General features: G+C 62.6%; 21 protein-coding genes. 19 read left to right on the top strand and 2 right to left on the bottom strand.

Translation table 11 applies throughout. The features are described from left to right. Position 1: 1 nt before the first annotated feature. From larB to JN12_RS08030, 14 genes are all read left to right on the top strand, one after another. Positions 2-751, top strand: coding sequence for a nickel pincer cofactor biosynthesis protein LarB (larB, locus tag JN12_RS08095; protein ID WP_145020914.1), 750 nt, complete (start codon positions 2-4; stop codon positions 749-751). Position 752: 1 nt separating this feature from the next. Next, entirely contained in the window at positions 753-1,931 is a 1,179-nt protein-coding gene (gene larC, locus JN12_RS08090; RefSeq protein WP_145020910.1) for a nickel pincer cofactor biosynthesis protein LarC, read from the top strand. Continuing rightward, on the top strand, positions 1,928-2,380 hold the full coding sequence (locus tag JN12_RS08085) for a phosphatidylglycerophosphatase A family protein (RefSeq protein ID WP_246125798.1): 453 nt from the start codon (positions 1,928-1,930) through the stop codon (positions 2,378-2,380). Before larC ends, JN12_RS08085 begins: the two co-directional genes overlap by 4 nt. Continuing rightward, positions 2,377-3,612, top strand: coding sequence for a competence/damage-inducible protein A (locus tag JN12_RS08080; RefSeq protein WP_145020903.1), 1,236 nt, complete (start codon positions 2,377-2,379; stop codon positions 3,610-3,612). The genes JN12_RS08085 and JN12_RS08080 overlap by 4 nt, the downstream gene beginning before the upstream one ends. A gap of 19 nt (positions 3,613-3,631) precedes the next feature. Beyond that, positions 3,632-5,725: a sensor histidine kinase gene (locus tag JN12_RS08075; protein ID WP_145020900.1), complete on the top strand. Its 2,094-nt coding sequence runs from the start codon at positions 3,632-3,634 to the stop codon at positions 5,723-5,725. 309 nt (positions 5,726-6,034) lie between these two features. Beyond that, the gene (gene recA, locus JN12_RS08070; RefSeq protein WP_145020895.1) at positions 6,035-7,051 is read left to right on the top strand and encodes a recombinase RecA; all 1,017 of its coding nucleotides are present in this window, start codon (positions 6,035-6,037) and stop codon (positions 7,049-7,051) included. A gap of 156 nt (positions 7,052-7,207) precedes the next feature. Beyond that, positions 7,208-8,359, top strand: a complete 1,152-nt coding sequence (locus JN12_RS08065; RefSeq protein ID WP_145020892.1) for a type IV pilus twitching motility protein PilT — start codon at positions 7,208-7,210, stop codon at positions 8,357-8,359. 1 nt (position 8,360) lies between these two features. Continuing rightward, a complete protein-coding gene (locus tag JN12_RS08060; RefSeq protein WP_145020889.1) occupies positions 8,361-8,822 on the top strand; it encodes a regulatory protein RecX in 462 nt (153 codons plus the stop codon). A gap of 218 nt (positions 8,823-9,040) precedes the next feature. Then, positions 9,041-11,674: an alanine--tRNA ligase gene (alaS, locus tag JN12_RS08055; protein WP_145020885.1), complete on the top strand. Its 2,634-nt coding sequence runs from the start codon at positions 9,041-9,043 to the stop codon at positions 11,672-11,674. A 74-nt stretch (positions 11,675-11,748) separates the two neighbouring features. Continuing rightward, positions 11,749-12,879 carry an ATP-binding response regulator gene (locus JN12_RS08050; protein WP_145020882.1) on the top strand — a complete coding sequence of 377 codons (1,131 nt, stop codon included), beginning with the start codon at positions 11,749-11,751 and terminating at the stop codon, positions 12,877-12,879. Between the two features lie 134 nt (positions 12,880-13,013). Then, complete coding sequence (argB, locus tag JN12_RS08045; RefSeq protein ID WP_145020879.1) at positions 13,014-13,892, top strand: acetylglutamate kinase; 879 nt, start codon at positions 13,014-13,016, stop codon at positions 13,890-13,892. Further along, entirely contained in the window at positions 13,889-15,079 is a 1,191-nt protein-coding gene (locus tag JN12_RS08040) for an acetylornithine transaminase (protein ID WP_145020876.1), read from the top strand. The genes argB and JN12_RS08040 overlap by 4 nt, the downstream gene beginning before the upstream one ends. 79 nt (positions 15,080-15,158) lie before the next feature. Further along, positions 15,159-16,067, top strand: a complete 909-nt coding sequence (argF, locus tag JN12_RS08035) for an ornithine carbamoyltransferase (RefSeq protein ID WP_145021253.1) — start codon at positions 15,159-15,161, stop codon at positions 16,065-16,067. 31 nt (positions 16,068-16,098) lie between these two features. Beyond that, positions 16,099-17,319, top strand: a complete 1,221-nt coding sequence (locus JN12_RS08030) for an argininosuccinate synthase (RefSeq protein WP_145020873.1) — start codon at positions 16,099-16,101, stop codon at positions 17,317-17,319. A gap of 99 nt (positions 17,320-17,418) precedes the next feature. Here JN12_RS08030 and JN12_RS08025 read toward each other — a convergent pair whose 3' ends face one another. Beyond that, on the bottom strand, positions 17,419-17,862 hold the full coding sequence (locus JN12_RS08025) for a single-stranded DNA-binding protein (RefSeq protein WP_145020870.1): 444 nt from the start codon (positions 17,860-17,862) through the stop codon (positions 17,419-17,421). Positions 17,863-18,004: 142 nt separating this feature from the next. On the opposite strand from JN12_RS08025, the gene JN12_RS08020 reads away from it, so the two are divergent. From JN12_RS08020 to JN12_RS08000, 5 genes are all read left to right on the top strand, one after another. Next, positions 18,005-18,709: a lysophospholipid acyltransferase family protein gene (locus JN12_RS08020; protein WP_145020866.1), complete on the top strand. Its 705-nt coding sequence runs from the start codon at positions 18,005-18,007 to the stop codon at positions 18,707-18,709. Continuing rightward, positions 18,706-18,888, top strand: a complete 183-nt coding sequence (locus JN12_RS08015) for a hypothetical protein (RefSeq protein ID WP_145020864.1) — start codon at positions 18,706-18,708, stop codon at positions 18,886-18,888. The genes JN12_RS08020 and JN12_RS08015 overlap by 4 nt, the downstream gene beginning before the upstream one ends. Position 18,889: 1 nt before the next feature. Beyond that, the gene (locus JN12_RS08010; protein ID WP_145020861.1) at positions 18,890-19,285 is read left to right on the top strand and encodes a tetratricopeptide repeat protein; all 396 of its coding nucleotides are present in this window, start codon (positions 18,890-18,892) and stop codon (positions 19,283-19,285) included. A gap of 66 nt (positions 19,286-19,351) precedes the next feature. Beyond that, positions 19,352-21,028, top strand: coding sequence for a ribonuclease J (locus JN12_RS08005; protein WP_145020858.1), 1,677 nt, complete (start codon positions 19,352-19,354; stop codon positions 21,026-21,028). Positions 21,029-21,076: 48 nt separating this feature from the next. Next, entirely contained in the window at positions 21,077-23,371 is a 2,295-nt protein-coding gene (locus JN12_RS08000; RefSeq protein WP_145020855.1) for a DNA translocase FtsK, read from the top strand. Between the two features lie 6 nt (positions 23,372-23,377). Here the strand turns inward: JN12_RS08000 and pgsA are convergent, their stop codons facing one another. Then, positions 23,378-23,923, bottom strand: coding sequence for a CDP-diacylglycerol--glycerol-3-phosphate 3-phosphatidyltransferase (gene pgsA, locus JN12_RS07995; protein WP_211360518.1), 546 nt, complete (start codon positions 23,921-23,923; stop codon positions 23,378-23,380). Positions 23,924-23,977 lie beyond the last annotated feature (54 nt).

Raw genomic sequence — 23,977 nt, 5'->3', positions numbered from 1 at the left:
CATGGATGTTACCGCATTGAAGCAACTTCTGGAGCGCTTGAGCCGTGGCGAGGTCGCGGTTGACGAGGCCCTGGAAAACCTGAAGCACCTCCCCTTTGAGGAATTGGGTGACGCCACCATCGACCATCATCGCGGTCTCCGCCAGGGGTTTCCGGAGGTGATCTTCGGCGGCACCAAGACCCTCGGTCAGCTGGAACGGATCATCACCGCCCTGGTGGCAAAAAAGAACAACATCCTGGCTACCCGGATCGACGAGGATAAGGCATACTACCTCGGCCAGGCCTTTCCCGGTGCCGTCTACCATAGTGAGGCCCGCTGCCTGACCATCGAGCAGCAGCCGATTGCCATCCGCGGCCGGGGAGCAATCCTGATTGTCTCGGCCGGTACCTCCGACCTGCCGGTGGCGGCCGAGGCTGCGGTAACGGCCCGGATGCTGGGGAACCGGGTGGAGCAGCTCCACGATGTGGGGGTGGCCGGCATCCATCGCCTCCTGGCGCGGCGGGAACTCCTCCTTACCGCCAGTGTGCTGATTGTCGTGGCCGGCATGGAAGGGGCACTGCCGTCGGTGGTGGGGGGGCTGGTGGAGCGACCGGTGATCGCCGTTCCCACCTCGGTCGGCTACGGCGCCTCGTTCGGCGGGCTGGCCGCCCTCCTGGGGATGCTCAACTCCTGCGCTGCCGGCGTCACGGTGGTCAACATCGACAACGGCTTCGGCGCCGGTTATGCCGCCAGTCTCATCAACAGGGAATAGGATGTCTCACCTTCATTTCGACTGCACCGCCGGGATCTCCGGCGACATGACCGTGGCGGCACTCATCGATCTGGGGGTTCCATTGGAACATCTGCGGACGGAACTGGCCAGACTGCCGCTTCCCGCTGACCGGTACCGCATTGCCACCGAGCCGTGTCAGCGGCAGGGGATCCGGGCGGCCCGGTTCATCGTCCAGATCGCCGAGGAGCATCATCACCGCCACTACAGCCGGATCAGGACGATGATCGCAGAAAGCTCCCTGGCTGACGGTACAAAGGAGCGCAGCCAGCGGATCTTCCGCCGGCTGGCCGAGGCCGAGGCAACGGTGCACGGTGTGCCCCTGGAGGCGGTCCATTTTCACGAGGTCGGGGCCATTGACTCCATCGTCGATATCGTCGCTGCAGCCATCGGCCTGGAGTATCTGGGGGTGACGAGCATCTCCGCCTCTCCCCTCCCGTTGGGAAGCGGTTTCGTGGAGACTGCCCACGGCCGGCTTCCGGTCCCTGCCCCGGCCACGGCCGAGCTGCTCAAGGGGGTACCGGTGCACGGCGATACCGGCCCGGGCGAACGGGTAACCCCCACCGGGGCGGCCATTGTCGCTGCCTTGGCCGACCGGTTCGGCTCCGCCCCTGCCATGCGGCTGACCGGGATCGGCAACGGTGCCGGCGCTAAGGACTTTCCCGACCTACCCAATATCCTGCGCCTCTTCCTGGGGGAGCCGTCCGGCGCGACAGATGCCTGGGCCGACGAGATCCAGGTCCTGGAAACACACATCGACGACATGACGCCGGAAGTGGCCGGTTTCCTCATGGAGCGGCTCTTCGACGCCGGGGCACTGGATGTGGCCTACTCGCCGCTACAGATGAAAAAAAGCCGGCCGGGCATGAAACTGACCGTCCTGGCTGTGCCGGGTACTGCCGATCGGCTGGCCCGCCTGGTCCTGGCCGAATCCACGGCCATCGGCATCCGCCGTTACCGGGCCGACCGCCTGATCCTGGACAGGTCCGTTGAAGAGCGGGAGACCTCGCTCGGCCGGGTCGGGGTGAAGGTGATCAGCGACCAGGGCCGGCTGCTCCGGGTCACCCCGGAATTCGACGAGTGCCGACGGCTGGCCCTGGCGCACGGGATGCCGATCCTGGACGTGTACCGCCTGATCGAACGGGAATGCACTCTTCCGTGAACCGCCTGATCAAACTACTGGCCACCTGGTTCGGCGCGGGACTCTCCCCGGTGGCACCGGGTACTGTCGGCACTGCCGCGGCTATCCCCCTTTATCTGCTCCTGGCCAGGCTGCCGCTCCCGTGGTACTTGGCGTTCCTGGTCATTTTCAGCGTCGTTGCCTGCTGGGTTGCCGACCGGGCGGAGACCATCTACGAACGGCACGATCCGGGACTGATCGTCATCGACGAGGTGGCCGGCTTTCTCCTCACCATGGCCGGGTCTACGTTTGGCTGGCGGGAGATACTGACCGGTTTTCTCCTCTTTCGGTTCTTTGACGTGGTCAAGCCCTTTCCGGCCAGGAACATAGACCGGCAGATGAAGAACGGCTGCGGCGTTGTGCTGGACGACCTGGCGGCAGGCCTCTACGCCTGCCTGTCACTACACCTTGTGGTGAGGTTCTGGCAATGATTGCAACTCTTTCCATCGGCGACGAACTGATGCTCGGCGAGATCGTGGACACCAACGCCCCGTTCATCGCGACCCAGCTCTATGCCGAAGGGTACAGGGTCAGTCGCCACCTGGCGGTGGGGGACGATGAGGCGGCCATTGCCGCTGCCATCCGCGACCTGGCAGCCAGCCACCGGGTGATCGTCGCCACCGGCGGACTCGGTCCCACCGAGGACGACGTGACCGCCCGGGCCGCGGCCCAGGCCTTTGGCCATGAAATGGTCCTGCGGGAAGAGGTCCTGACCCACATCCGCGCCTTTGCGGCAAGGGTCGGCAGAACGCTCCATCCCCGAAACGAGCAGCAGGCATGGCTGCCGGCAACGGCCGAGCTCGTCCCCAATCCGGTCGGCACCGCCTATGGCTTTCGCCTCGATCACGGCGGCTGCAGCCTCTTCGTGCTCCCCGGCGTACCGGAAGAGATGGCGGCGATGTTTACGGCCACACTCCTGCCGACGCTCCGGCGGCTACTCCCCTCCCCCCCTGTTCTTCTGACCCGGGTGCTCAAGGTCATCGGCCTGCCCGAGGCCGAGATTTCCGCCCGCGTCTTTGACCTGGCCGGCCCCGGCATCGAGGTTGCCTACTGCGTGGCCTTTCCCGAGGTGCAGCTGAAACTCCGCGCCACCGGCAGCGACCGGGCCGGCGGGGTGGAGGCGCTGCTGGACGATACCGTTGCCCGGGTCCGGGAGCGGCTCGGGCACGCACTGTTCGCCGAGGGGGAGGAGACCATGGATACGGTAGTGGCCCGGTTGTTCCGTGAGCGGGAGATGACCCTGGCCCTGGCCGAGTCGTGCACCGGCGGCCTGATTGCCAAACGGATCACCGATCTGCCGGGAAGCTCGGCATACTTTGTCCAGGGGATCGTGGCCTATGCCAACGAGGCCAAGGAACGGCTCCTGGGGGTGCCGGCGGAGCTGCTCGTCAACGTCGGCGCGGTCAGCCGGGAGGTGGCCGAGGCGATGGCAAAAGGGGCGCGGGAATGTGCCGGCAGTGATCTGGGGCTGGCGGTAACCGGCGTTGCCGGGCCGGACGGCGGCTCGGCAGAAAAGCCGGTCGGCACGGTCTACATCGCTCTGGCCGACGCCGACGGGTGCCGTGTGGAACGGTTCCGGTTCGGCGGCAACCGGGACAAGGTCAGGATCAGAACCGCGGTGACGGCCCTGGACTGGTTGCGTCATCGGCTGCTGGCCCGGTAGCGGCAGGGGGAAAGAAGGTATGGTGCGAAAAAAGGTCCTCGCCTGGCTGATAGCCGCAGGCATTGCCGGAGCCGTCCTTCCCCTGCTTGAACTCGGCAGGGTCGCCCACTTCTGGCCCTCCGTGGATGTCCACCTCTCCATTCCCCTCGCCCTCATCGGCCTGCCGCTCCTCCTCTTTTCCCTCGTTGCCCTTTCCCACCAGTTCATTGCCAGCCACCTGACCAGTCAGGATCAGGAGGTCGTCAGCCTGGAGGTGGCGCTGGAAAAGCGGCTCCGCCGCTATAAGTCGCTGCTGGAAGGGGCGGGGAACGCCATCTTCGTCTTCAATGCCGAAACCGGCGTCATGGAAGAGGTCAACCGGCTCGGCACGGAACTGCTCGGCTACAGTCAGGAGGAGTTGAGTGCCCGCCGGGGCTCGGACCTGGTCGCCGAGGAGGGGCTGGGCGACTTCATGGCCCTGGTCATGCGGGTCAAGCGGCAGGAACGGGGGCGGTCGACCGGGATCACCTTCTGTCACAAGGACGGTACCCGTCGCGTCTGTGAAATCGATGCCCGGTTGATTGACCTGGGTGATGAGCGGCTGGTGCATGTGACGGTGCGCGATGTCACCCTCCGTCACCAGGCCAAGCGGGAGGTGCGTCAGCGAAACCACGAGCTTACCATCCTGAATGCCATCCTCACCCAGGCCAACGACACCCTGCGCCTCCAGACCGTTCTGGATGTCTCCCTTGCCGAAACCATGGCGCTGTTCGATTCCGAAGCCGGGACGGTCCATCTCCTGGCCGCGGACCGAAAGACTCTGGTGCTGGCAGGCAGCAAGGCGCTGCCTCCCTCCCTCGAAGAGGAACTGCACAGCATGAGCCTGGCCCGCGATGCCAGTTGCCGGATGGTGACCCATCTCAACTGCCACAGCGTCGCCACTGTCGAGCTTGAGGATTGCTGCCTGAGCAGCTGCCTGCGGGCAGCGGGTTGGGGGAGCGTCGTTGCGGTGCCGCTCATCGCCCATAATGTGCTGATCGGGGTCATGCACCTGATGAACAGCAGTGAGCGTCTCTGTCGCGACGATGAACTGCGGTTTCTGACCACCCTGGGCAAGCAGGTCGGGATCGTCATCGAGCATGTCCGCGTCTTCAGCCAGCTCCGGGAAAAGAATGACGAACTGGAACGTTCCCACACCATGCTGGAGCGGAGTAGCCGGGAGCTTGCCCTTTCCCAGAAACGGCTCCGCAAAAACCTGGAACTGGTGGAGGATGCCAACCGGGAACTGGAGCGACTCGACCGGATGAAGAACCACTTTCTCGGCATGGTCTCCCATGAGTTCAAAACCCCCCTTACCAGCATCATCGGCAGCTCCGAGCTCCTCCTTGCCGCCCAGTGCCTCGAAGCACCGGAAGAGGTCCGCCGTCTGCTGGAGATGATCCTCCAGGGGGGGATACGTCTCAACGACATCGTCAACGATCTGCTCAAGGTTGCCCGTCTGGAGGCCAAGAGCCTGCTCCCCAACCGGAATATCATTTACCTGGAGGAGGTGCTGAATACCATCCACGAGCGTTTTTCGCCGATTCTGGTGGAACGGTGCCAGACCCTGCTGATCGACAAGGGAGCGGGCCATCCCCCCTTCAATGCCGACCGGGGTTTCATCGAGGATGTCTTTGGCGAACTGCTGGAAAATGCGGTCAAGTTCACTCCGGACGGCGGAGTCATTACCATTGTCACCCGCTGCTCCTGTCAAGACGATCTGTATGACCGGAAAGCGGCCATGCACCGCTTCAACCAGCTCTTTTGGGAACAGATGGACGATCGGCTGTTCCTTATGGTGGAGGTACGGGACAGCGGGATCGGTATCAGCTCAGAAGAGCATCTGCGGATCTTCGACACCTTCTACGAGGTTGGCGAGATCAACCACCACTCCAGCGGCAAGTACAAGTTCCAGGGCAAGGGGACCGGCCTCGGCCTGGCCATCGTCAAGGGGATGGTCGAGGCCCACGGCGGGATGGTCTGGGTGGAGAGCAGTGTCGATGACGGGGAACCGGGCAGCTCCTTCTGTTTCCTCATCCCCATGGGCGAACCGACCCTGCAGCCGGAGCTCCCCCTCTTCCAGGAGGATGACTGATTCTGCTTTGTCGGATTACGTCCCGTAGGACCCAAAAGGGCCTAAAGGACAGCATGCCGGTAGCCCGGTGATTTATCGCCGGGACTCGTGGATAATCATATCGTTTTCGTCACGTACGTGACTGAAGGATTGCCCTATACCCCTTACCGGGGGATGAATCCCCCGGCTACAGGCATTCTGTCCCGATGGGACGAAACCGAATGTGACGGCGTAGTACTAACTTAGGTTGAAATGTTTCCTTCACCTATGCTATGTGTGTGGGCCATTACCCGGCATCTTACCGATGATCGGCCAAGCGGAGGATCTGCGATGCAGGAACGTGAAAAAGCGATAGACCTGGCAGTCAGCCAGATAGAAAAACAGTTCGGCAAAGGGGCTATCATGCGGCTCGGGAACGATGAGCCGCTCCCGGATGTGGCAGCCATCCCCACCGGTGCCCTCTCACTGGATCTGGCCCTGGGGGTCGGCGGCGTGCCCCGGGGAAGGATCATCGAGATTTTCGGCCCGGAGTCGTCGGGCAAGACCACCCTGGCCCTGCATATCGTGGCCGAGGCCCAGAAGCTGGGTGGGATCGCCGCTTTTGTCGACGCGGAACATGCCCTTGATATCGGCTACGCCCGGAAGCTCGGGGTAAAGACCGACGATCTCCTGGTCTCCCAGCCCGACACCGGCGAGCAGGCCCTGGAGATCGCCGAGATGCTGGTCAGAAGCGGCGCCATCGACATCCTGGTGATCGACTCGGTGGCGGCCCTGGTTCCCAAGGCCGAGATCGAAGGGGAGATGGGCGACTCCCACATGGGGCTCCAGGCGCGGCTCATGTCCCAAGCGCTCCGGAAGCTGACCGCCATCATCAGCAAATCCAACTGCTGTGTGATCTTCATCAACCAGATCCGGATGAAGATAGGCGTCATGTTCGGCAACCCCGAGACCACCACCGGCGGCAACGCCCTCAAGTTCTACGCCTCGGTCAGGATGGATATCCGGAAGATCGCCTCCCTCAAGCAGGGGAATGATGTCATTGGTTCCCGCACCAGGGTGAAGGTGGTCAAGAACAAGGTGGCGCCCCCCTTCAAGGAGGTGGAATTCGATATCCTTTACGGCGAAGGGATCTCCCGGGAAGGGGACGTCCTGGATCTCGCCGTCGACCGGGCAATTGTGGACAAGAGCGGCGCCTGGTACTCGTACGGCAAGGACCGGATCGGCCAGGGGCGCGAAAACACCCGCATCTTCCTCAAGGAGCATCCGGAGATGTTGGCGGAGATCAGGGAGAAGCTGCTTGCCCAGTGCGGGCTGACAGCTAGCGGCGGGGCAGAAAAGCCAGTGTAGCAGGAAACAGAAGAATCAAAGGTTGCTCAAAAATAGTCAGATCGTCGCACCCGCAAAAAGCCCCGCGGAGGCGTAGCAGCGCTACGCCGCACAAGGCGGCTTTCGGGGACGGCGGCGAGATGGCTGTTTTTCAGCAACCTGCTAAGGGAGCCACCCATGGACCTGATAGAAATCCTGACGATCGCGGTAAAGGCTCGCTCCTCGGACATCCATATCAAGACCGGCCTGCCGCCGGTGGTGCGGATCGACGGGAGACTCCGGCCGATCCCCAATGCGCCCAGGTTGAGCGGCGAAACGGTCGGTGCCATGGCGGACTCCATGATGAACGCCCGCCAGAAGAAGCAGTTCGAGGAGAATTACGAGGTCGATCTGGCCTACGGAGTTCCCGGCCTCTGCCGTTTCCGGGTGAGCGTCTATCACCAGCGGGGGACGGTGGCCATGGTCTTCAGGGCCATTTCTTTCGGCATCCCTTCCCTTGAGACCCTTAACCTCCCCCTGGTCCTGAAGAAGATCTCTGCCGAGGAACGGGGGCTGGTCCTGGTCACCGGCACCACCGGGAGCGGCAAGTCCACTACCCTGGCGGCCATGATCGACTACATCAACGAGAGCCGGACCTGCAACATCATCACCGTCGAGGATCCGGTGGAATTCCTGCACCGAGACAAAAAGAGCATCATCAGCCAGCGGGAACTGGGGTTCGATACCCTCTCCTTCAGTTCTGCGCTCAAGGGGGCGCTGCGCCAGGACCCGGACGTCATCCTGGTCGGCGAGATGCGCGACCTGGAGACCATCGAGACCGCCATGCACGCGGCCGAGACCGGGCACCTGGTCATGTCCACCCTCCATACCCTGGACGCGGCCGAGACGATCAACCGGATCATCTCCGTGTTCCCGCCGTACCATCAGCGCCAGATAAGGATGCAACTTTCCGGCGTCCTCAAGGCAGTCATTTCCCAGCGTCTCGTTCCGAGGGCGGACGGCAAGGGACGGGTGCCGGCGGTGGAGGTCATGATCGGTACGGCCCGCATCCGCGAGTGCATCGACGACAAGGAAAAGACCAAGCTCATTCCCGAGGCAATTGCCCAGGGTCACGTGAACTACGGCATGCAGACCTTTGACCAGTCACTGATGCAGCTTTTGACCGGCAAGATGATCACCTATGAGGAGGCGATGCGCCAGTCCTCCAACCCGGACGACTTCGCCCTCAAGATCTCCGGCATCTCCTCCACATCCGATGCCACCTGGGATCAGTTCTCCGCTGAAGACAAAGGACCGGAAGGGGACGCGCCGGAGATAGAGAAATTCTAGGATGGCCGGCACAGCCATGGATGCGGCCCTGAACCTGCTGGCCCGTCGCGACCACAGCAGTGCCGAACTCTCCCGGAAGCTGGCAGCCAAGGGGTTTCCCGCCGATGAGATCGAGGCGACCCTTTCCCGGCTGCATGGCCTTGCCTACCTGGACGACCGCCGCTATGCCGAACAGTGGGCAGCACGGGCGGTGCGAGAAGGAACGGCGGTTGGCCCCCGGCTGCGCCTGGAACTCCGGCGCCGGGGCATCCCACCGGAGATCGTTGAAGCGGCCATGGCTGCGGCAGGGGAAGAGCTGGACGAGCGGCAGGCAATAGGAGAGCTCCTGGCCCGTCGGTTTACCGGGTTCGATCCCGCAACTGCCACGCCACGGGAGACGCGCCGGCTGGTCAACTGGTTCCAACGCCGCGGGTTCTCGCTTTCTGCCATCTTCGACACCCTGCGCATGGCCGGCGACGAGTGACAGACAAATTAAGTTTTCGTCCCATCGGGACAGAATGCATGTAGCCGGGGGATTCATCCCCCGGTGATGGAATCGGATTAATCCCGTCGTCACGTACGTGACGAGAGTGGCATCTTGCCGAAATGACCGGGGAATGAATTCCCCGGCTGTCAGCATTCTGCCCCTACAGTTCACTGGACAACACTGAGTAACATTCACAATAAACACCTGAGGCACCGATGACCGGAAAAGAGATACGCGCCAGATTCCTGAAGTTTTTCGCCGACCGGGGGCACACCATTGTTCCCAGTTCCGGCCTGATTCCCCATAACGACCCGACGCTCCTGTTCACCAATGCCGGTATGAACCAGTTCAAGGACTGCTTCCTCGGCATGGAGAAGCGTGACTATGTACGAGCCTGTTCGTCGCAGAAATGCGTCCGGGCCGGCGGCAAGCACAACGACCTGGAAAACGTCGGCCGGACCGCCCGCCACCACACCTTCTTCGAGATGCTGGGAAACTTCTCCTTTGGCGACTACTTCAAGAAGGAGGCGATCGCCTTTGCCTGGGAACTCCTGACCAGGGACCTGGGGCTGGACAAGGACCGCCTCTACGTCACGGTCTATACGGACGACGACGAGGCCGCCGACATCTGGCACCTGCAGGAAGGGGTGCCGAGGGAGCGGATCTACCGTTTCGGCGAAAAGGACAACTTCTGGTCCATGGGTGATACCGGCCCCTGCGGTCCCTGCTCCGAGATCTTCTGGGACAATGGCCCGGAAGTGGGGTGCGGTAGCCCGACCTGCGCGGTCGGGTGCGACTGCGACCGGTACATGGAGATCTGGAACAACGTCTTCATGCAGTTCGACCGCTCCTCAGACGGCACCCTGACGCCGCTCCCCAAGCCGGCCGTTGATACCGGCATGGGACTGGAGCGGATCGCCACGGTTCTGCAGGGGGTGAAATCCAACTACGATACCGACCTGCTCCAGGGGATCATCCAGTATGTCGCCAAGCTTGGCGGCAAGAGCTACCGGCAGAACGACAAGGACGACGTCTCCATGCGGGTCATTGCCGACCACGCCCGGGCCGTCACCTTCCTGATCTGCGACGGCGCGCTCCCCAGCAACGAGGGGCGGGGCTACGTGCTGCGCCGCATCATGCGCCGTGCGGCCCGCCACGCCAAGATGCTCGGTTTTGCCGAACCGATTCTCCACCGGACGGTCGATGCGGTGAACAGCATCATGGCCGACGCCTTTCCCGAGCTCCTGGAGCGGGAAGAGTACATCAAGAAGGTGGTCCTGGCCGAGGAGGAACGTTTTGCCGAAACCCTCGACCGCGGGCTGGCCATTCTGAACGAAGAGGTGTCCAGCCTGAAGACGGCTGGCCGGACCGTTCTTCCGGGTGAAGCGGTCTTCAAGCTCTATGACACCTTTGGTTTCCCGGTTGACCTCACTGCCGATATCGTTGCCGCCGAAGGGATGACGGTGGATGAGGACGGATTCGCCCTCTGCATGGAGCGCCAGCGGAACCAGGCGCGGGAACACTGGAAGGGGTCCGGAGAAGAGGGGATCGCCTCCATCTACAAGACCCTCTACAGCGAGGGGACCCGCTCCCTCTTTACCGGCTACGACGAGCAGACCGCCTACGGGATCGTGTCGGTGCTGGTCAAAAACGGCGCGGTGGTGACCGAAGCGTCGACCGGTGACGAGGTGGCGGTGATCACCGACCGGACCCCGTTCTACGGTGCCTCCGGCGGCCAGGCCGGGGACACGGGGGTGCTTTCCACCGGCAGCGCCCACTTGGAGGTGACCACGACGCTCCGCCCCTATACCGATCTGATCGTCCACCGGGCAGTGGTGAAGAACGGCACCATCCGAACCGGCGAGGCGGTCGACCTCAAGGTCACGGTAGAGGAGCGGTTGGCCACGGCCCGTAACCACACGGCTACCCACCTGCTGCAGTCGGCACTGCGCCAGGTGCTGGGCGACCATGTGAAACAGGCCGGTTCCCTGGTGGAACCGGAGCGGCTCCGGTTCGACTTCACCCACTATTCCGCCGTCACTGCCGACGAGCTGCGGCGGGTCGAGGAACTGGTGAACGGCTATATCATGGCCAACGCCCCGGTAAACTCCCAGGAGATGGCCGCGGCCGAAGCGATGGCCAGTGGCGCCACCGCCCTGTTCGGGGAGAAATACGGCGAAACGGTCCGGGTCGTGACCGTTGGGGACGTGAGCAGTGAACTCTGTGGCGGCACCCATGTGGGGGCGGCCGGTGACATCGGTTTCTGCAAGATCGTCTCGGAGGGGGGGATCGCCGCCGGGGTGAGGCGGATCGAGGGCCTGACCGGTATCGCTGCGGTCCGTTACGTCCAGCAGCTGGAAGACGAGCAGCGCCAGGTGGCGACCCTGGTCAAGGCCGAGGGGGGAAGCAGTATCGACAGGGTGGAGCGGCTCCTGGCACGCCAACGGGAGCTTCAGCGTGAGGTTGAGACCCTGCAGGCCCGCATCAACGCCAGCGCCTCGGCCGACCTGCTGGCCGGGGTCAGGGAGGTGGCAGGGGTCAAGGTCCTGGCAACGCAGGTGGAGGGGGCCGATGCTAAAGGGCTCCGGGAACTGGCAGATACCCTCAAGGAACGGCTCGGTTCAGGTATCATTGCTCTCGGCAGTATTGCTGACGGCAAGGTAGCCCTCCTGATAGCGGTGACCAAGGACCTGACCGGCCGGTTCAAGGCCGGGGACCTGATCCGGGAACTGGCCCCGGTGGTCGGCGGTAGCGGTGGCGGCAAGCCGGAACTGGCCCAGGCCGGTGGCACCAAGCCGGAAAACCTGGCCGCTGCCCTGGAAAAATTGTCCACCCTGATCGTCGGGTAGTTGCCAACACCCCAGAACAGGGTATGGTTATAGCGTTACCTTTATCTTAATCTAACAATACAAGGTCGTCGATCTTGCCGGAACTCTCCCAACAACCAGTCCTTGAGCAGCGCCAGCAGCTCATTCAGAAACGGATACTCATCGTCGATGATGAAGCGATCATCCGCGACCTCTGTAGCCGTGCACTCAAAGGGTACGACGTAGTCCAGGCGGGCGACGGTGAAGAGGCGTTGCATATCTTCGAGAAGGGTGGCATCGATGTCATTCTGACCGATGTCATGATGCCCAAGATGGATGGCATCGAGCTGCTCCGCCGCCTGAAGGAGAAGGAACCGACCCTGGTGGTCATCGTCATGACCGGTTTCGCGGAAAAGGAGATCATCCTCAACGCCCTCAAGGCCGATGCCGACGACTTCATCTCCAAGCCGCTCAACCTGTTACAGCTGAAAACCGCCGTTGACAAGGCATTGGTGAAGAAGGCACTCAAGGAAGAGATCGCCAACCTGAAGAATCTGGACCGGCTCAAGTCCAACTTCCTGTCCATCATCTCCCACAAGTTCCGCACGCCACTGACGGCAATATCCCTTTTTCTCCAGAACATGGGGACCGGCGTCTTCGATGCGCAGGACGAGGCCTTCAAGCATAACCTGCAGTTGATTCTGGACGAAGCCTACTACCTGGAGCGGATGGTGTCCGACCTCCTCGTGTTCAGCCGCGTCATGGATACCGGCCAGGGGCTGAAACTGGAGCCGTGCTCCCTCGAAAAGCTGATTCACGTCATTCTGTCCGAATCCCGCGAGGTCACGAGGAAATCGGGCATCGATGCCGAACTGGTGATGGAACCGGTCCCGCCGCTGATGCTGGACGCCGACAAGATCACCTTCTGCTTCAAGCAGGTGATCGACAACGCCTTCAAGTTCACCAGCAACAGTGGCCAGGTGACCATTGCCCTGCGCCCCGAAGGAACCGGCTGCCGCTTCAGTGTCACCGATACCGGGACCGGGATGCCGAAGGACGAACTCCCCAAAATCTTCGAAAAATTCTACCAGATCGACCCGTCCCATACCGGCCAGATCAGGGGATTCGGGCTCGGCCTCTATTATGCCAGGGAGTTTGTGCGCGCCCACGGCGGAACGATCCAGGTGGAGAGTGAGCTGGGACAAGGCACCACCGTGACGATCACCCTGCCGGGTGGCGAAGGGTAGCCCGAATTGGGCAAAATCCCGTCCCCCCTTTTCTGCAGCCGTTTCGCAACCCCTCTTTGTCGTTGATTATTTTCCTTCATCTGCTATAGTTGTGCACTTCGCACCCCCATTCCACCTGCAAGGCGGTAGGCAGTATGCAGCACCTGATCGATAAGGCCAACACGCTGATGGAGGCCCTTCCCTACATCAGGCGCTTCTCCGGCAAGACCGTGGTCATCAAGTATGGCGGTCACGCCATGGCCGACGAAACGCTGAAGGAGTCCTTCGCCCTTGACGTCATCCTCCTCAAGTCCCTCGGCATCAACGTGGTCGTGGTGCATGGCGGCGGTCCCCAGATCAACGAGACCCTCAAGCGCTACGGCATCGTCTCCGAGTTCGTCCGTGGCATGCGGGTTACCGATAGCCAGACCATGGCCGTTGTCGAGATGGTGCTCACCGGCCAGGTCAACAAGGAAGTGGTCGGCTATCTGAACCAGCACGGTGGCCGGGCCGTGGGCCTGTCCGGCAAGGATGGCTCCCTGCTCCTCTGCGAAAAGATGCTGCAGGAGGTGAAAGCCGACGACGGAACCGTGGAGATGGTGGATATCGGCTATGTGGGGAACGTGGTCAAGGTGAACCAGGAGCTGATCCAGACCCTGGAGCACGGCAAGTTCCTGCCGGTCATTGCGCCGGTTGGGGTCGGGGTGAACGGCGAGAGCTATAACATCAACGCCGACGTGGTGGCGGGCCGGATCGCCGGGGCGCTGCGGGCCGAAAAGCTGATGCTTTTGACCGACGTTTCCGGGGTTAAGGACAAGGCAGGGAAGCTCCTTTCCAGCATAGCCCTTGCCGACGTGCCGCGGCTGATCGATGACGCTACCATTTCCGGTGGCATGATCCCCAAGGTCGAGTGCTGTGTGGATGCCCTGAATGAGGGGGCGAAAAAGGCACATATCGTTGACGGCCGGGTGCAGCACGCCGTCCTGCTGGAGATATTCACCGACGTGGGCGTCGGCACGGAGATAACCCAATGACTTCACAAGAATGGATTGAACGGTCCGACCGGGTCATCATGAAGACCTACGGCCGCTACCCCATCGTCCCGGTCCGGGGTGAGGGGTGCGTGCTGTGGGATGCGGACGGCAAGCGGTACCTGGACTTTCTGGCCGGCGTAGCGGTCAACAACCTGGGGCACTGTCATCCCAAGGTGGTAAAGGCGATCCAGGAGCAGGCGGCGACCCTGATCCACTGCTCCAACTATTACCAGATCCCGACCCAGATCGAACTGGCCGAGCTTCTCTGCAGCCACTCCTTTGCCGACAAGGCCTTTTTCTGCAACAGCGGCGCCGAGGCCAACGAGGCGGCCATCAAGCTGGCCAGGAAGTACAGCCGCGACACCTACGGGCCGGAACGGTACGAGATCATCACTGCCGCCGATTCGTTCCACGGCCGGACCATGGCCACCGTTTCCGCCACCGGCCAGGAGAAGGTGCAGAAGTTCTTTGACCCGCTCCTGCATGGGTTTCGCCATGTTCCCTTCAACGACGTGGCGGCGCTGAAAGGTGCTATCACCGCCAACACCTGCGCCATCATGCTGGAGCCGATCCAGGGCGAGGGAGGGGTGAACGTCCCGGCTGCCGGCTACCTGCAGGCGGTGCGTGAGCTGTGCGACGAGCACGGCCTGCTCCTGATCCTGGACGAGGTCCAGACCGGCATCGGCCGGACCGGCAGGCTCTTCGCCCACGAGCATTTCGGCGTCACTCCCGACATCATGACCCTGGCCAAGGCGCTGGCCGGCGGTGCCCCCATCGGCGCCATGCTGGCCAGGGAGAAATACGCGACCGCCTTTACCCCCGGCACCCACGGCTCCACCTTCGGCGGCAACCCGCTCATGACCGCAGCGGCGCTGGCCGCTGTCCGGGCTATCCTGGAAGAGGGGCTCCTCAACCGCGCCGAAGAGATGGGTGAGTACCTGCTGGGCGAGTTGGAGGCACTCAAGGGCCGCTTCAGCATCATCACCGGCGTGCGCGGCATCGGCCTGATGATCGGCATGGGACTGACCATCCCCGGCAGCGAGATCGTCAAGAAGGGGCATGAACGGGGGGTACTGCTCAACGTCACCCACGACAGCGTGCTCCGGTTCGTGCCGCCACTCACCGTCACCAGGCAGGAGGTTGACGAGATGATCGGCATCCTGACCGGCATCCTGGAGGAGATCTGATCGGCGCTCTGTAGGGGCGATCCTCGTGATCGCCCGGATTCTGGGCGAATACGAGATTCGCCCCTACAAGGATATACCAATGGAAAAGGATTTCCTGGCCCTGAGCCAGTACAGCAGGCAGGAACTGGACGACCTCTTCATCCTCACCCGCGACCTGAAGGAGAAGCAGCGGTCGGGGATTCCCCACCATCTCCTGGCGGGCAAGACCCTGGCCATGATCTTCGAGAAGTCGTCCACCAGGACCCGGATTTCCTTTGAGGTCGGCATGTTCCAACTGGGCGGGCACGGCCTGTTCATTTCCAACAAGGATTCCCAGATGGGGCGGGGCGAGCCGATCAAGGACACGGCACGGGTCATGGCCCGTTACTGCGATGGGGTGATGATCCGCACCTTTGGCCAGGAGATCGTTGACGAGTTTGCCCGCTATGCGTCGGTACCGGTCATCAACGGCCTCACCGACCTGTTCCACCCCTGCCAGATCATGGCCGACCTGTTCACGGTCATCGAGCACAAGGGCGGCTACGAGGGGCTCACCTACGCCTGGGTGGGGGACGGCAACAACATGGCCAACACCTGGATCGAGGCGGCTGCCATCTTCGGTTTCGAGCTACGCCTGGCCTGCCCGAAGGGGTACGAGCCCGACGCCGGGGTACTCAGGTGGGCCGCCGACAAGGGGGCGAAACTGGTGCTGACCACTGACCCGCGGGAGGCGGTTGCCGGCGCCCATGTCCTCAATACCGACGTCTGGGCCAGCATGGGACAGGAGGCCGAGCAACAGTCGCGGGCAAAGGCCTTTGCCGGCTACTGCCTCGATGAGACCCTGGTCGGGCTTGCCGCAGCCGACGCCATCGTCCTCCACTGCCTCCCGGCCCACCGCGGCGAGGAGATCAGCGACGGGGTGATCGAAGGGAAGCACTCCGTGGTCTGGGACGAGGCGGAAAACCGGCTGCATGTACAGAAGGCAATCATGGCAACACTATTGAAGTAAGCCCGATCATATTGATGCAAAGGAGACCTACATGGCAAAAAAAGAAGTGAAGAAGATCGTCCTCGCCTACTCGGGCGGTCTGGACACCTCCATCATCCTCAAGTGGCTGAAGAACGAGTACGGCTGCGAGGTGATCACCTTTTCCGCCGACCTGGGGCAGGGGGACGAGCTTGACCCGATCCGGGACAAGGCCATTGCCACCGGTGCCGACAAGGTCTACATCGACGACCTGAAGGAAGAGTTCGTCAGGGACTTCGTCTTCCCGATGTTCCGGGCCAATGCCCTCTACGAGGGGCATTACCTGCTCGGTACCTCCATTGCCCGGCCGCTGATCGCCAAGCGGCAGATGGAGATCGCTGCCATCGAGGGGGCCGATGCGGTTTCCCACGGCGCCACCGGCAAAGGGAACGACCAGGTCCGGTTCGAACTGGGTTACTACCACTTCAATCCAGCCATCACGGTCATCGCCCCGTGGCGGGACTGGAAGCTGAACAGCCGCCAGGCGCTCATCGCCTATGCCAAGAAGAACGACATCCCGATCCCGATCACCAAGAAGCGCCCCTGGTCGTCCGACCGGAACCTGCTGCACATCTCCTTCGAGGGAGGCATCCTGGAGGACACTTGGGCCGAGCCGCCCGAGAACATGTTCGTCCTGACCAAGGCCCCGGAAAAGGCCCCCAACAAGCCGCAATTCGTGGAGGTTGAATTCAGGAACGGCAATGCCGTGGCGGTGGACGGCGAGAAAATGAGCCCGGCCCAGCTCCTGGCCCATCTGAACTACATCGGCGGCGAGCACGGCATCGGCCGGGTCGACCTGCTGGAGAACCGTTCCGTCGGGATGAAGTCCCGCGGCGTCTACGAGACCCCGGGCGGCACTATCCTCCGCGAGGCCCACATGGCAGTGGAGCAGATCACCATGGACCGTGAGGTGATGCGGGTCCGCGACTCCCTCATCCCCGAGTATGCCCGGATGATCTATGCCGGCTACTGGTTCTCGCCGGAGCGGGAGATGCTCCAGACCCTGATCGACGATTCCCAGAAGTGCGTCAACGGCGTGGCCCGGGTCAAGCTCTACAAGGGGCACTGCCGCACCGTCGGCCGCAAGTCCGACACCGACTCACTCTTCAACCTGGACTTCGCCACCTTTGAGAAGGATCAGGTCTACAACCAGAAGGACGCGGAGGGGTTCATAAAGATCAACTCCCTCAGGCTCAGGATCAGGTCGCTGATGCACGCCAGCCGGAAGAAGTAGAGAATGCTGCGGCTGGTTACATAGATTGGACAACAAAGGGGCATGATCAAATCATGCCCCTTTGTTGTATCCACCATTTGCATACAAAAGCTACCTGCCTTAGAACGGGATATCGTCATCGGGATTGAAGGCCGGCTCGTCGTAGCTCGGGCCGGCGCCGAAGCTCTCCGCCTCGCCGGACTGCCTGCCGCTGGGACGCCCGCCCCCCTCGCCTTTGGGGCTCAGCATCTGCATCTTCTCCCCGACCACTTCGGTGGTGTAGCGGTCCCGGCCGTCCTTATCCTGCCACTTGCGGGTCTGGAGCCGTCCCTCGATGTAGACCGTCTTTCCCTTGGCCAGCCACTCGCCGGCCACTTCGGCCTGACGGCCCCAGAGGACCACGTTGTGCCACTCGGTCTTTTCTTCCCAGTCGCCGCTCTTGCTCTTGTACCGCTCCGACGTTGCCACGGAGAAGCTGGCCACCGCCGTACCCGAGGCAGTGTAGCGAACCTCGGGGTCTTTACCCAAATTGCCGATCAACATGACCTTGTTGAGGCTTGCCATGACAGGCTCCTTATCAGTTAGGGGATTGTGGAAACGTGCAGGCAGTCTATAAAAACCCCCACCCCTTGGCAAGCGCTATTTTGTTTGACGGAACGATGAAAAAAAAGTAAGTTAGCCGGGAATAATCGGCCAGGTTTACTGCATGCTGCGAGCCCATCTCTTCCTGCTGGTCTTCATCCCGCTGACCGTTCTCTTTGCCGCCAGCGCCATTCTCTTTACCTTTTTCGACCCGACCGGCAGTTGCTACCACGCCCACGCCCGGGGGTGGAGCAGAACGGCGCTCCGGCTTGCCGGGGTAAAGGTGGCGGTGGAAGGGCTGGAGCACGTCCCGCGGGGCGAACCGCTCATCTTCATGGGGAACCACCAGGGGAACTTCGATATCCTGGCGCTGTTCCTGGCCATTCCCCAGCGCTTTGCCTGGCTGGCCAAGGAAGAGCTGTTCAAGGTGCCGGTGTTCGGCCATTCCATGCGGCGAGCCGGTTACATCCCCCTTGACCGGGGAGATGGCCGGGAGGCGCTGCGCAGCCTGGAGCGGGCCGCAGGCATGATTCGGGCAGGGGCCAGCGTGATCGTCTTCCCGGAAGGGACCCGAACCAAAGACGGCAACCTTCTGCCGTTCAAGAAGGGGGGGTTCCTCCTGGCCGGCAAGGCCGAGGTGCCGATCGTGCCGTTCACCATTACCGGGAGCATGGCGATCAACCCCCGCAACCGGATCGAACTCTATCCCGGCACGCTGCATATCCGCTTTGCCCCGCCGATTGCCACGGCCGGGCGTGGCCGGCAGCGCGACGAACTGATGACAGAGGTCAGGCAGGCCATTGCCGCCGGCCTGGAGTACAGCGTATGACCGCAGCATATATCGGACTCATCGTCGTGGGGCTCGGGCTGGTTGCCCGGGGACTGCCGGCAGCGCACCGTCTTAGCCGGCCGCGGGACATCGTGGCCGCCCTGGCGGTGCTGGTCGGGCTGTGTGCCGCCATTTTCGGGACACTGATGACAGCGGTTCCCGGCTTCCTGAAGGGATGACATGACAGAAAAGGTCAAAACCGTTGCAGTCAACGTAGGCGTTGCCTGCGTCATCGGCCTGATCATGATAGCCGTTACCATCCAGTACCGGCAGTGGCGCCAGTTTGGCAAGGGGGAAAAGGCCTTGGCTGTCGGGGACTACATCCAGGCGGTAGCCGGCTTTGAGTCGGCTATTCACCTGTACACCCCGGGAAGCCCTTTGGTGAGCCACTCAGCGGAAAAGCTCTGGCAGATCGGCGAAACCCTGGAGCGGCAGGGCGATACGGACAAGGCGCTGATCGCCTACCGGGCGCTGCGCAGCTCCTTCTATGCGGCCCACTGGCTCATCACTCCCGGCCAGTCTTGGATCGCCCGCTGCGACGGGAAGATCGCCCAGCTGACCAGACCGGCAAAATGAAAAGGTTCAAAGTTCAGGGTTTTGATTGCGTCGTTACCTTGAACCTTGAACCTTGAACGGAGTTTCATGGACTTTCCCGAACACGACACCACCGGTCTCAAGATCATCCCCCTCGGCGGGCTTGGCGAGATCGGTCTCAACATGATGCTCTTCGAGTACGGCGATGATATCATCGTCGTCGACTGCGGCCTGATGTTTCCCGAGCCCTACATGCTCGGCATCGATCTGGTGGTGCCGGACATCTCCTACCTGAAGGAGCGGGCCGACCGGGTCCGGGGGATTCTTCTCACCCACGGTCACGAAGACCACATCGGCGCCCTCCCCTATGTCCTCCCCGAGGTCAATCCCCCCATCTACGGCACGGCCCTGACGCTCGGCTTCGTCAAGGAGAAGCTGAAGGAGTTCGACCTGGATGAAAAGGTCGTGCTGGAGACCGTGCGCCCGCGGCAGACGGTGACGCTGGGGGCCTTTTCGGTGGAATTCATCCGGGTGGCCCACTCCATCGTCGACGGCTGCGCCCTGGCCATCCGCTCCCCGGAAGGGGTGGTGATCCATACCGGCGACTTCAAGATCGACCAGACCCCGGTAGATGGGGAGCTGACCGATCTGGCCACCTTTGCCCGCTACGGCGAGGAAGGGGTGCTGGCTTTCCTCGCCGATTCCACCAACGTGGAGCGGGAAGGGTACACCCTGTCGGAGCGGCTGGTGGGGGATGCCTTTGACGAGATCTTCCCCAAGTGCGGCGGCCGGATCATCGTTGCCGCCTTCTCCAGCAACATCCACCGGGTCCAGCAGGTGGTGAATTCCGCGGCCCGTGCCGGCCGCAAGGTCCTCCTGAACGGCCGCTCCATGGTGGCCAACGTTCAGATCGCCCGGCAGCTCGGGTACCTGCAGATCCCCGAAGGGCTTCTCATCGAACTGAAGGAACTGCCGCGCCTCCCCAAGGAGGAGATCTGCATGATCACCACCGGCTCCCAGGGTGAGCCGATGTCGGCACTCACCCGGATCGCCATGGACGACCACAAGCAGATCAAGCTGGAAGAGGGGGACACGGTCATCCTCTCCTCCCGGTTCATTCCGGGCAACGAAAAGACCATCTCCGACCTGATCAACCACCTCTACCGGCGCGGGGCCGAGGTCTTTCACGAAAAGGTCTCCGAGGTCCATGTTTCGGGCCATGCCAGCCAGGAGGAGTTGAAGCTGCTCCACAACCTGGTCCGGCCCCGCTGGTTCATCCCGGTCCACGGCGAGTACCGGCATCTGGTCCGCCATGCCCGCCTGGCCCAGGAGTTGGGGGTGCCCAAGGATCGCTGCATCCTGGCGGTGAACGGCGACATGATCGCCTTCAGCGACGGCGAGGGATGCATTCTCGGCCGGGTGCCGGTCGGCAGGGTCTTCGTCGACGGCAAGGGGGTCGGCGATGTGGGCGACGTGGTGCTCAAGGACCGCCAGCACCTGTCCCAGGACGGCATGGTGGTGGTGATCATCGGCATCAACCAGACGGCCGGCGAGATCATCTACGGCCCGGACATCGTCTCCCGCGGCTTTGTCTTCGAGGACGAGAGCCAGGAGTACCTGGACGAGGCAAAAAAGATTGTCCTGGATACCCTGGCCCTGAACAGTCCGGAATTCCTGGGGGACTGGAACGAGGTGAAGCAGGAGGTCCGGACAGTCCTGCGGCGCTTCTTCAAGAAGACCATAGAACGGCGGCCGGTGATCCTGCCGGTGATCCTGGAAATGTAACGAAAGGCGTAGGGGCGATCACAAGGATCGCCCCTACACGCAAAACGGATGACCGACGAAATAGACAAAAAAGAAAAACTGACCGTCGAGATCAAGGGGATGCTCCTGGCAGCTAGCGGGCTCTTTCTCCTGATCGCCCTCGTGTCGTTTAAGACCGACGACCTCTCCTTCAACACCTTTTCCTCGGAAGGGGTGGTGCGCAACTTCGGCGGCCGGGTGGGGGCAGAAATGGCCGACCTGCTGCTGCAGGTCTTCGGCCTGGCAGCCTACGCCATTCCCCTGGCCCTGCTCTACCTGGCCTACCGGTCGCTCCGCTTCAAGGAGTTCCGCTGGCGGGCCTACAAGATCGTGGCCTTCATCGGCCTCCTGGTCACCCTTGCCACCTTCTTCGCCTTCAACATCCAGTTCACCGAACTCCTCGGCCAGCGGGTCCCGACCGGCGGCGCCATCGGCTACAAGACCGCCGACCTGCTCAAGCGCTACCTGGGGGTGCCGGGGGCGCTGCTGCTGCTGCTCCCCATGCTCGCCGCCGCCATCATGGTCCTTTCCCGCTTCTCCTTTGTCCTGTATGCCGACTGGTGGATCAACGCCATGGGCGACCGCCTGAGCCGCTGGCGGGAAAAACGAACGCTGAATAGGGCGCTCCGGGCACACGACGATGGGAAGAAGTCAGCGGCAGAGAAGTCCGCGTCGGTCATCAAGCCGCTCCAGGTAACGGTCCCGGCCATGCCGCCCCTGCCGAAGAAGGAGAAAAAGAAGGAAGAAGAGAAGCTGAAACCGGTCCAGGAGACCTTCGATTTCATCAGGAGCGATGGCGACTTCAAAACCCCGCCCCTGTCACTGCTGGACAACCCGCCGGCCAGCGAACGGAAGATCGACAAGGAGGCGCTGCAGATGAACGCCCGCCTCCTGGAGAAGAAGCTCAAGGACTTCGGGATCGACGGCGAGGTGGTGGAGATCTGTCCCGGCCCGGTCATCACCATGTACGAATTCTCGCCCGGTCCGGGGATCAAGGTCAGCCGGATCGCCGGCCTGGCCGACGACCTGACCATGGCGTTGCAGGCGATGGCGATCCGGATCGTGGCCCCGATCCCGGGCAAGGGGGTCGTCGGGATCGAGCTCCCCAACCGGGACCGGGAGATGGTGTTCCTCAAGGAGATCTTTGCCAGCGAATCGTTCCACAAGGGGAAGATGAAGCTCCCCATGGCGCTGGGGAAGGACATCAGCGGCCAGCCACTGGTGGCCGACCTGGCCAAGGCGCCGCACCTGCTGGTGGCCGGCGCCACCGGCTCCGGCAAGTCGGTGGCCATCAACACCATGATCCTGTCGCTCCTCTATACTGCCACCCCCAAGGATGTCCGGCTGATCATGGTCGATCCGAAGATGCTGGAGCTCTCCATCTACGAGGGGATACCGCACCTGCTGCTGCCGGTGGTTACCAACCCGAAGAAGGCCTCCCTCGCCCTGAAATGGGCCGTGGAGGAGATGGGCCGCCGCTACCGGCTCATGTCCGACAAGGGGGTCCGCAACATCGATTCGTACAACCGGGAGCTTTTGCGGGAAGAGAAAGAGTCGGCCGAACTGCAGGCCAAGGGGACGGTCTCCGTCGAGGAGGTCCCCGAGGAGCTGCAGGAAGACGAAGAGGCGGCGATCAAGGAGTTCCTGGCCAAGGAGGAGGAGCTGGAGCACGGCCACCTCCCCTACATCGTGGTAATCGTCGACGAGCTGGCCGACCTGATGATGGTGGCCGGCCGGGACATCGAGGAGTCCATCGCCCGCCTGGCCCAGATGGCGAGGGCGGCCGGCATTCACCTGATACTCGCCACCCAGCGGCCGTCGGTGGATGTCATCACCGGCCTGATCAAGGCCAACTTCCCGGCCCGGATCTCCTTCCAGGTGTCGAGCAAGATCGACTCCCGCACCATCCTCGACTGCAACGGCGCCGAATCGCTCCTGGGGATGGGGGACATGCTCTTCCTCCCGCCGGGCACAGCCAAGATGCTCCGCTCCCACGGCGCCTTTGTCTCCGATGCCGAGGTGCAGCGGGTGGTGGAGTTCCTGAAGAAGCAGGGGAAGCCGGTCTATGAGAAGTCGATTCTGGAGATGAAGGAGACGGACGCTAAGGGAGGGGGCGGCGAAGACGAGGAGGACGACCCCCAGTACGACGCGGCCGTGGCCCTGGTGGCCGAGGCCCGCCAGGCCTCCATCTCCATGGTGCAGCGCAGACTTCGGATCGGGTACAACCGGGCGGCCCGGATCATCGAGAAGATGGAGCAGGAAGGGATCGTCGGCCCCTCCGACGGGACGAGCAAGCCCAGGGAAGTGTTCATCAATAAGTTGTAGTGAGCTTTATGCCTGCCGGGAGTTCACCTTCCTACTCCATACCGCCACATAGTGCCCGCCGGATACCAGCGCCATGACGAGCGTCACGAAAAACAGCATCGGCAGCCACTGCACGGCTCCAATAATTCCGGCACTATCTGCAAGCACGACCAGGATCAGGAAGATCTGCAAAAAGGTATTCAGCTTGCCAAGAAGACTCGGCCCCATCTCCAGGTGGCCGGCTCTCTTATAGTAGGCAATGGCACCGGTGACAATGACCAGGTCGCGACCGATTATGGTCGTTGCCAGCCACCAGGGGATGCGGCCGAGCCAACCGAGAACCAGTGCCGAGGAAACCACCAGGAGTTTGTCCGCCAGCGGGTCGAGGAGCGCCCCGAGTGGAGTGCATTGATCGAAGCGGCGGGCAATGAAACCGTCGAGACCGTCACTCGCCCCGGCGAACAGGAAAATGCCCAGGGCTATGCCATAACTTTCCCGCAGCAGGGCAAAGATAATGCCGGGCACCAGCAGCATCCGCAAGATGGTCAATGTGTTGGGAACATTCAGCAGCATCTGCCGTCCTTGGTGTCAACGCGGTCGAAAGAACGACTCAATCTTACCGGAGAA

Origin of the sequence: Geobacter argillaceus, assembly GCF_007830735.1 — a bacterium.
GTDB lineage: Bacteria > Desulfobacterota > Desulfuromonadia > Geobacterales > DSM-12255 > Geomobilibacter > Geomobilibacter argillaceus.
Note: the sequence above shows the minus strand (reverse complement) of the source record. Positions and strands in the feature narration are given on the sequence as shown.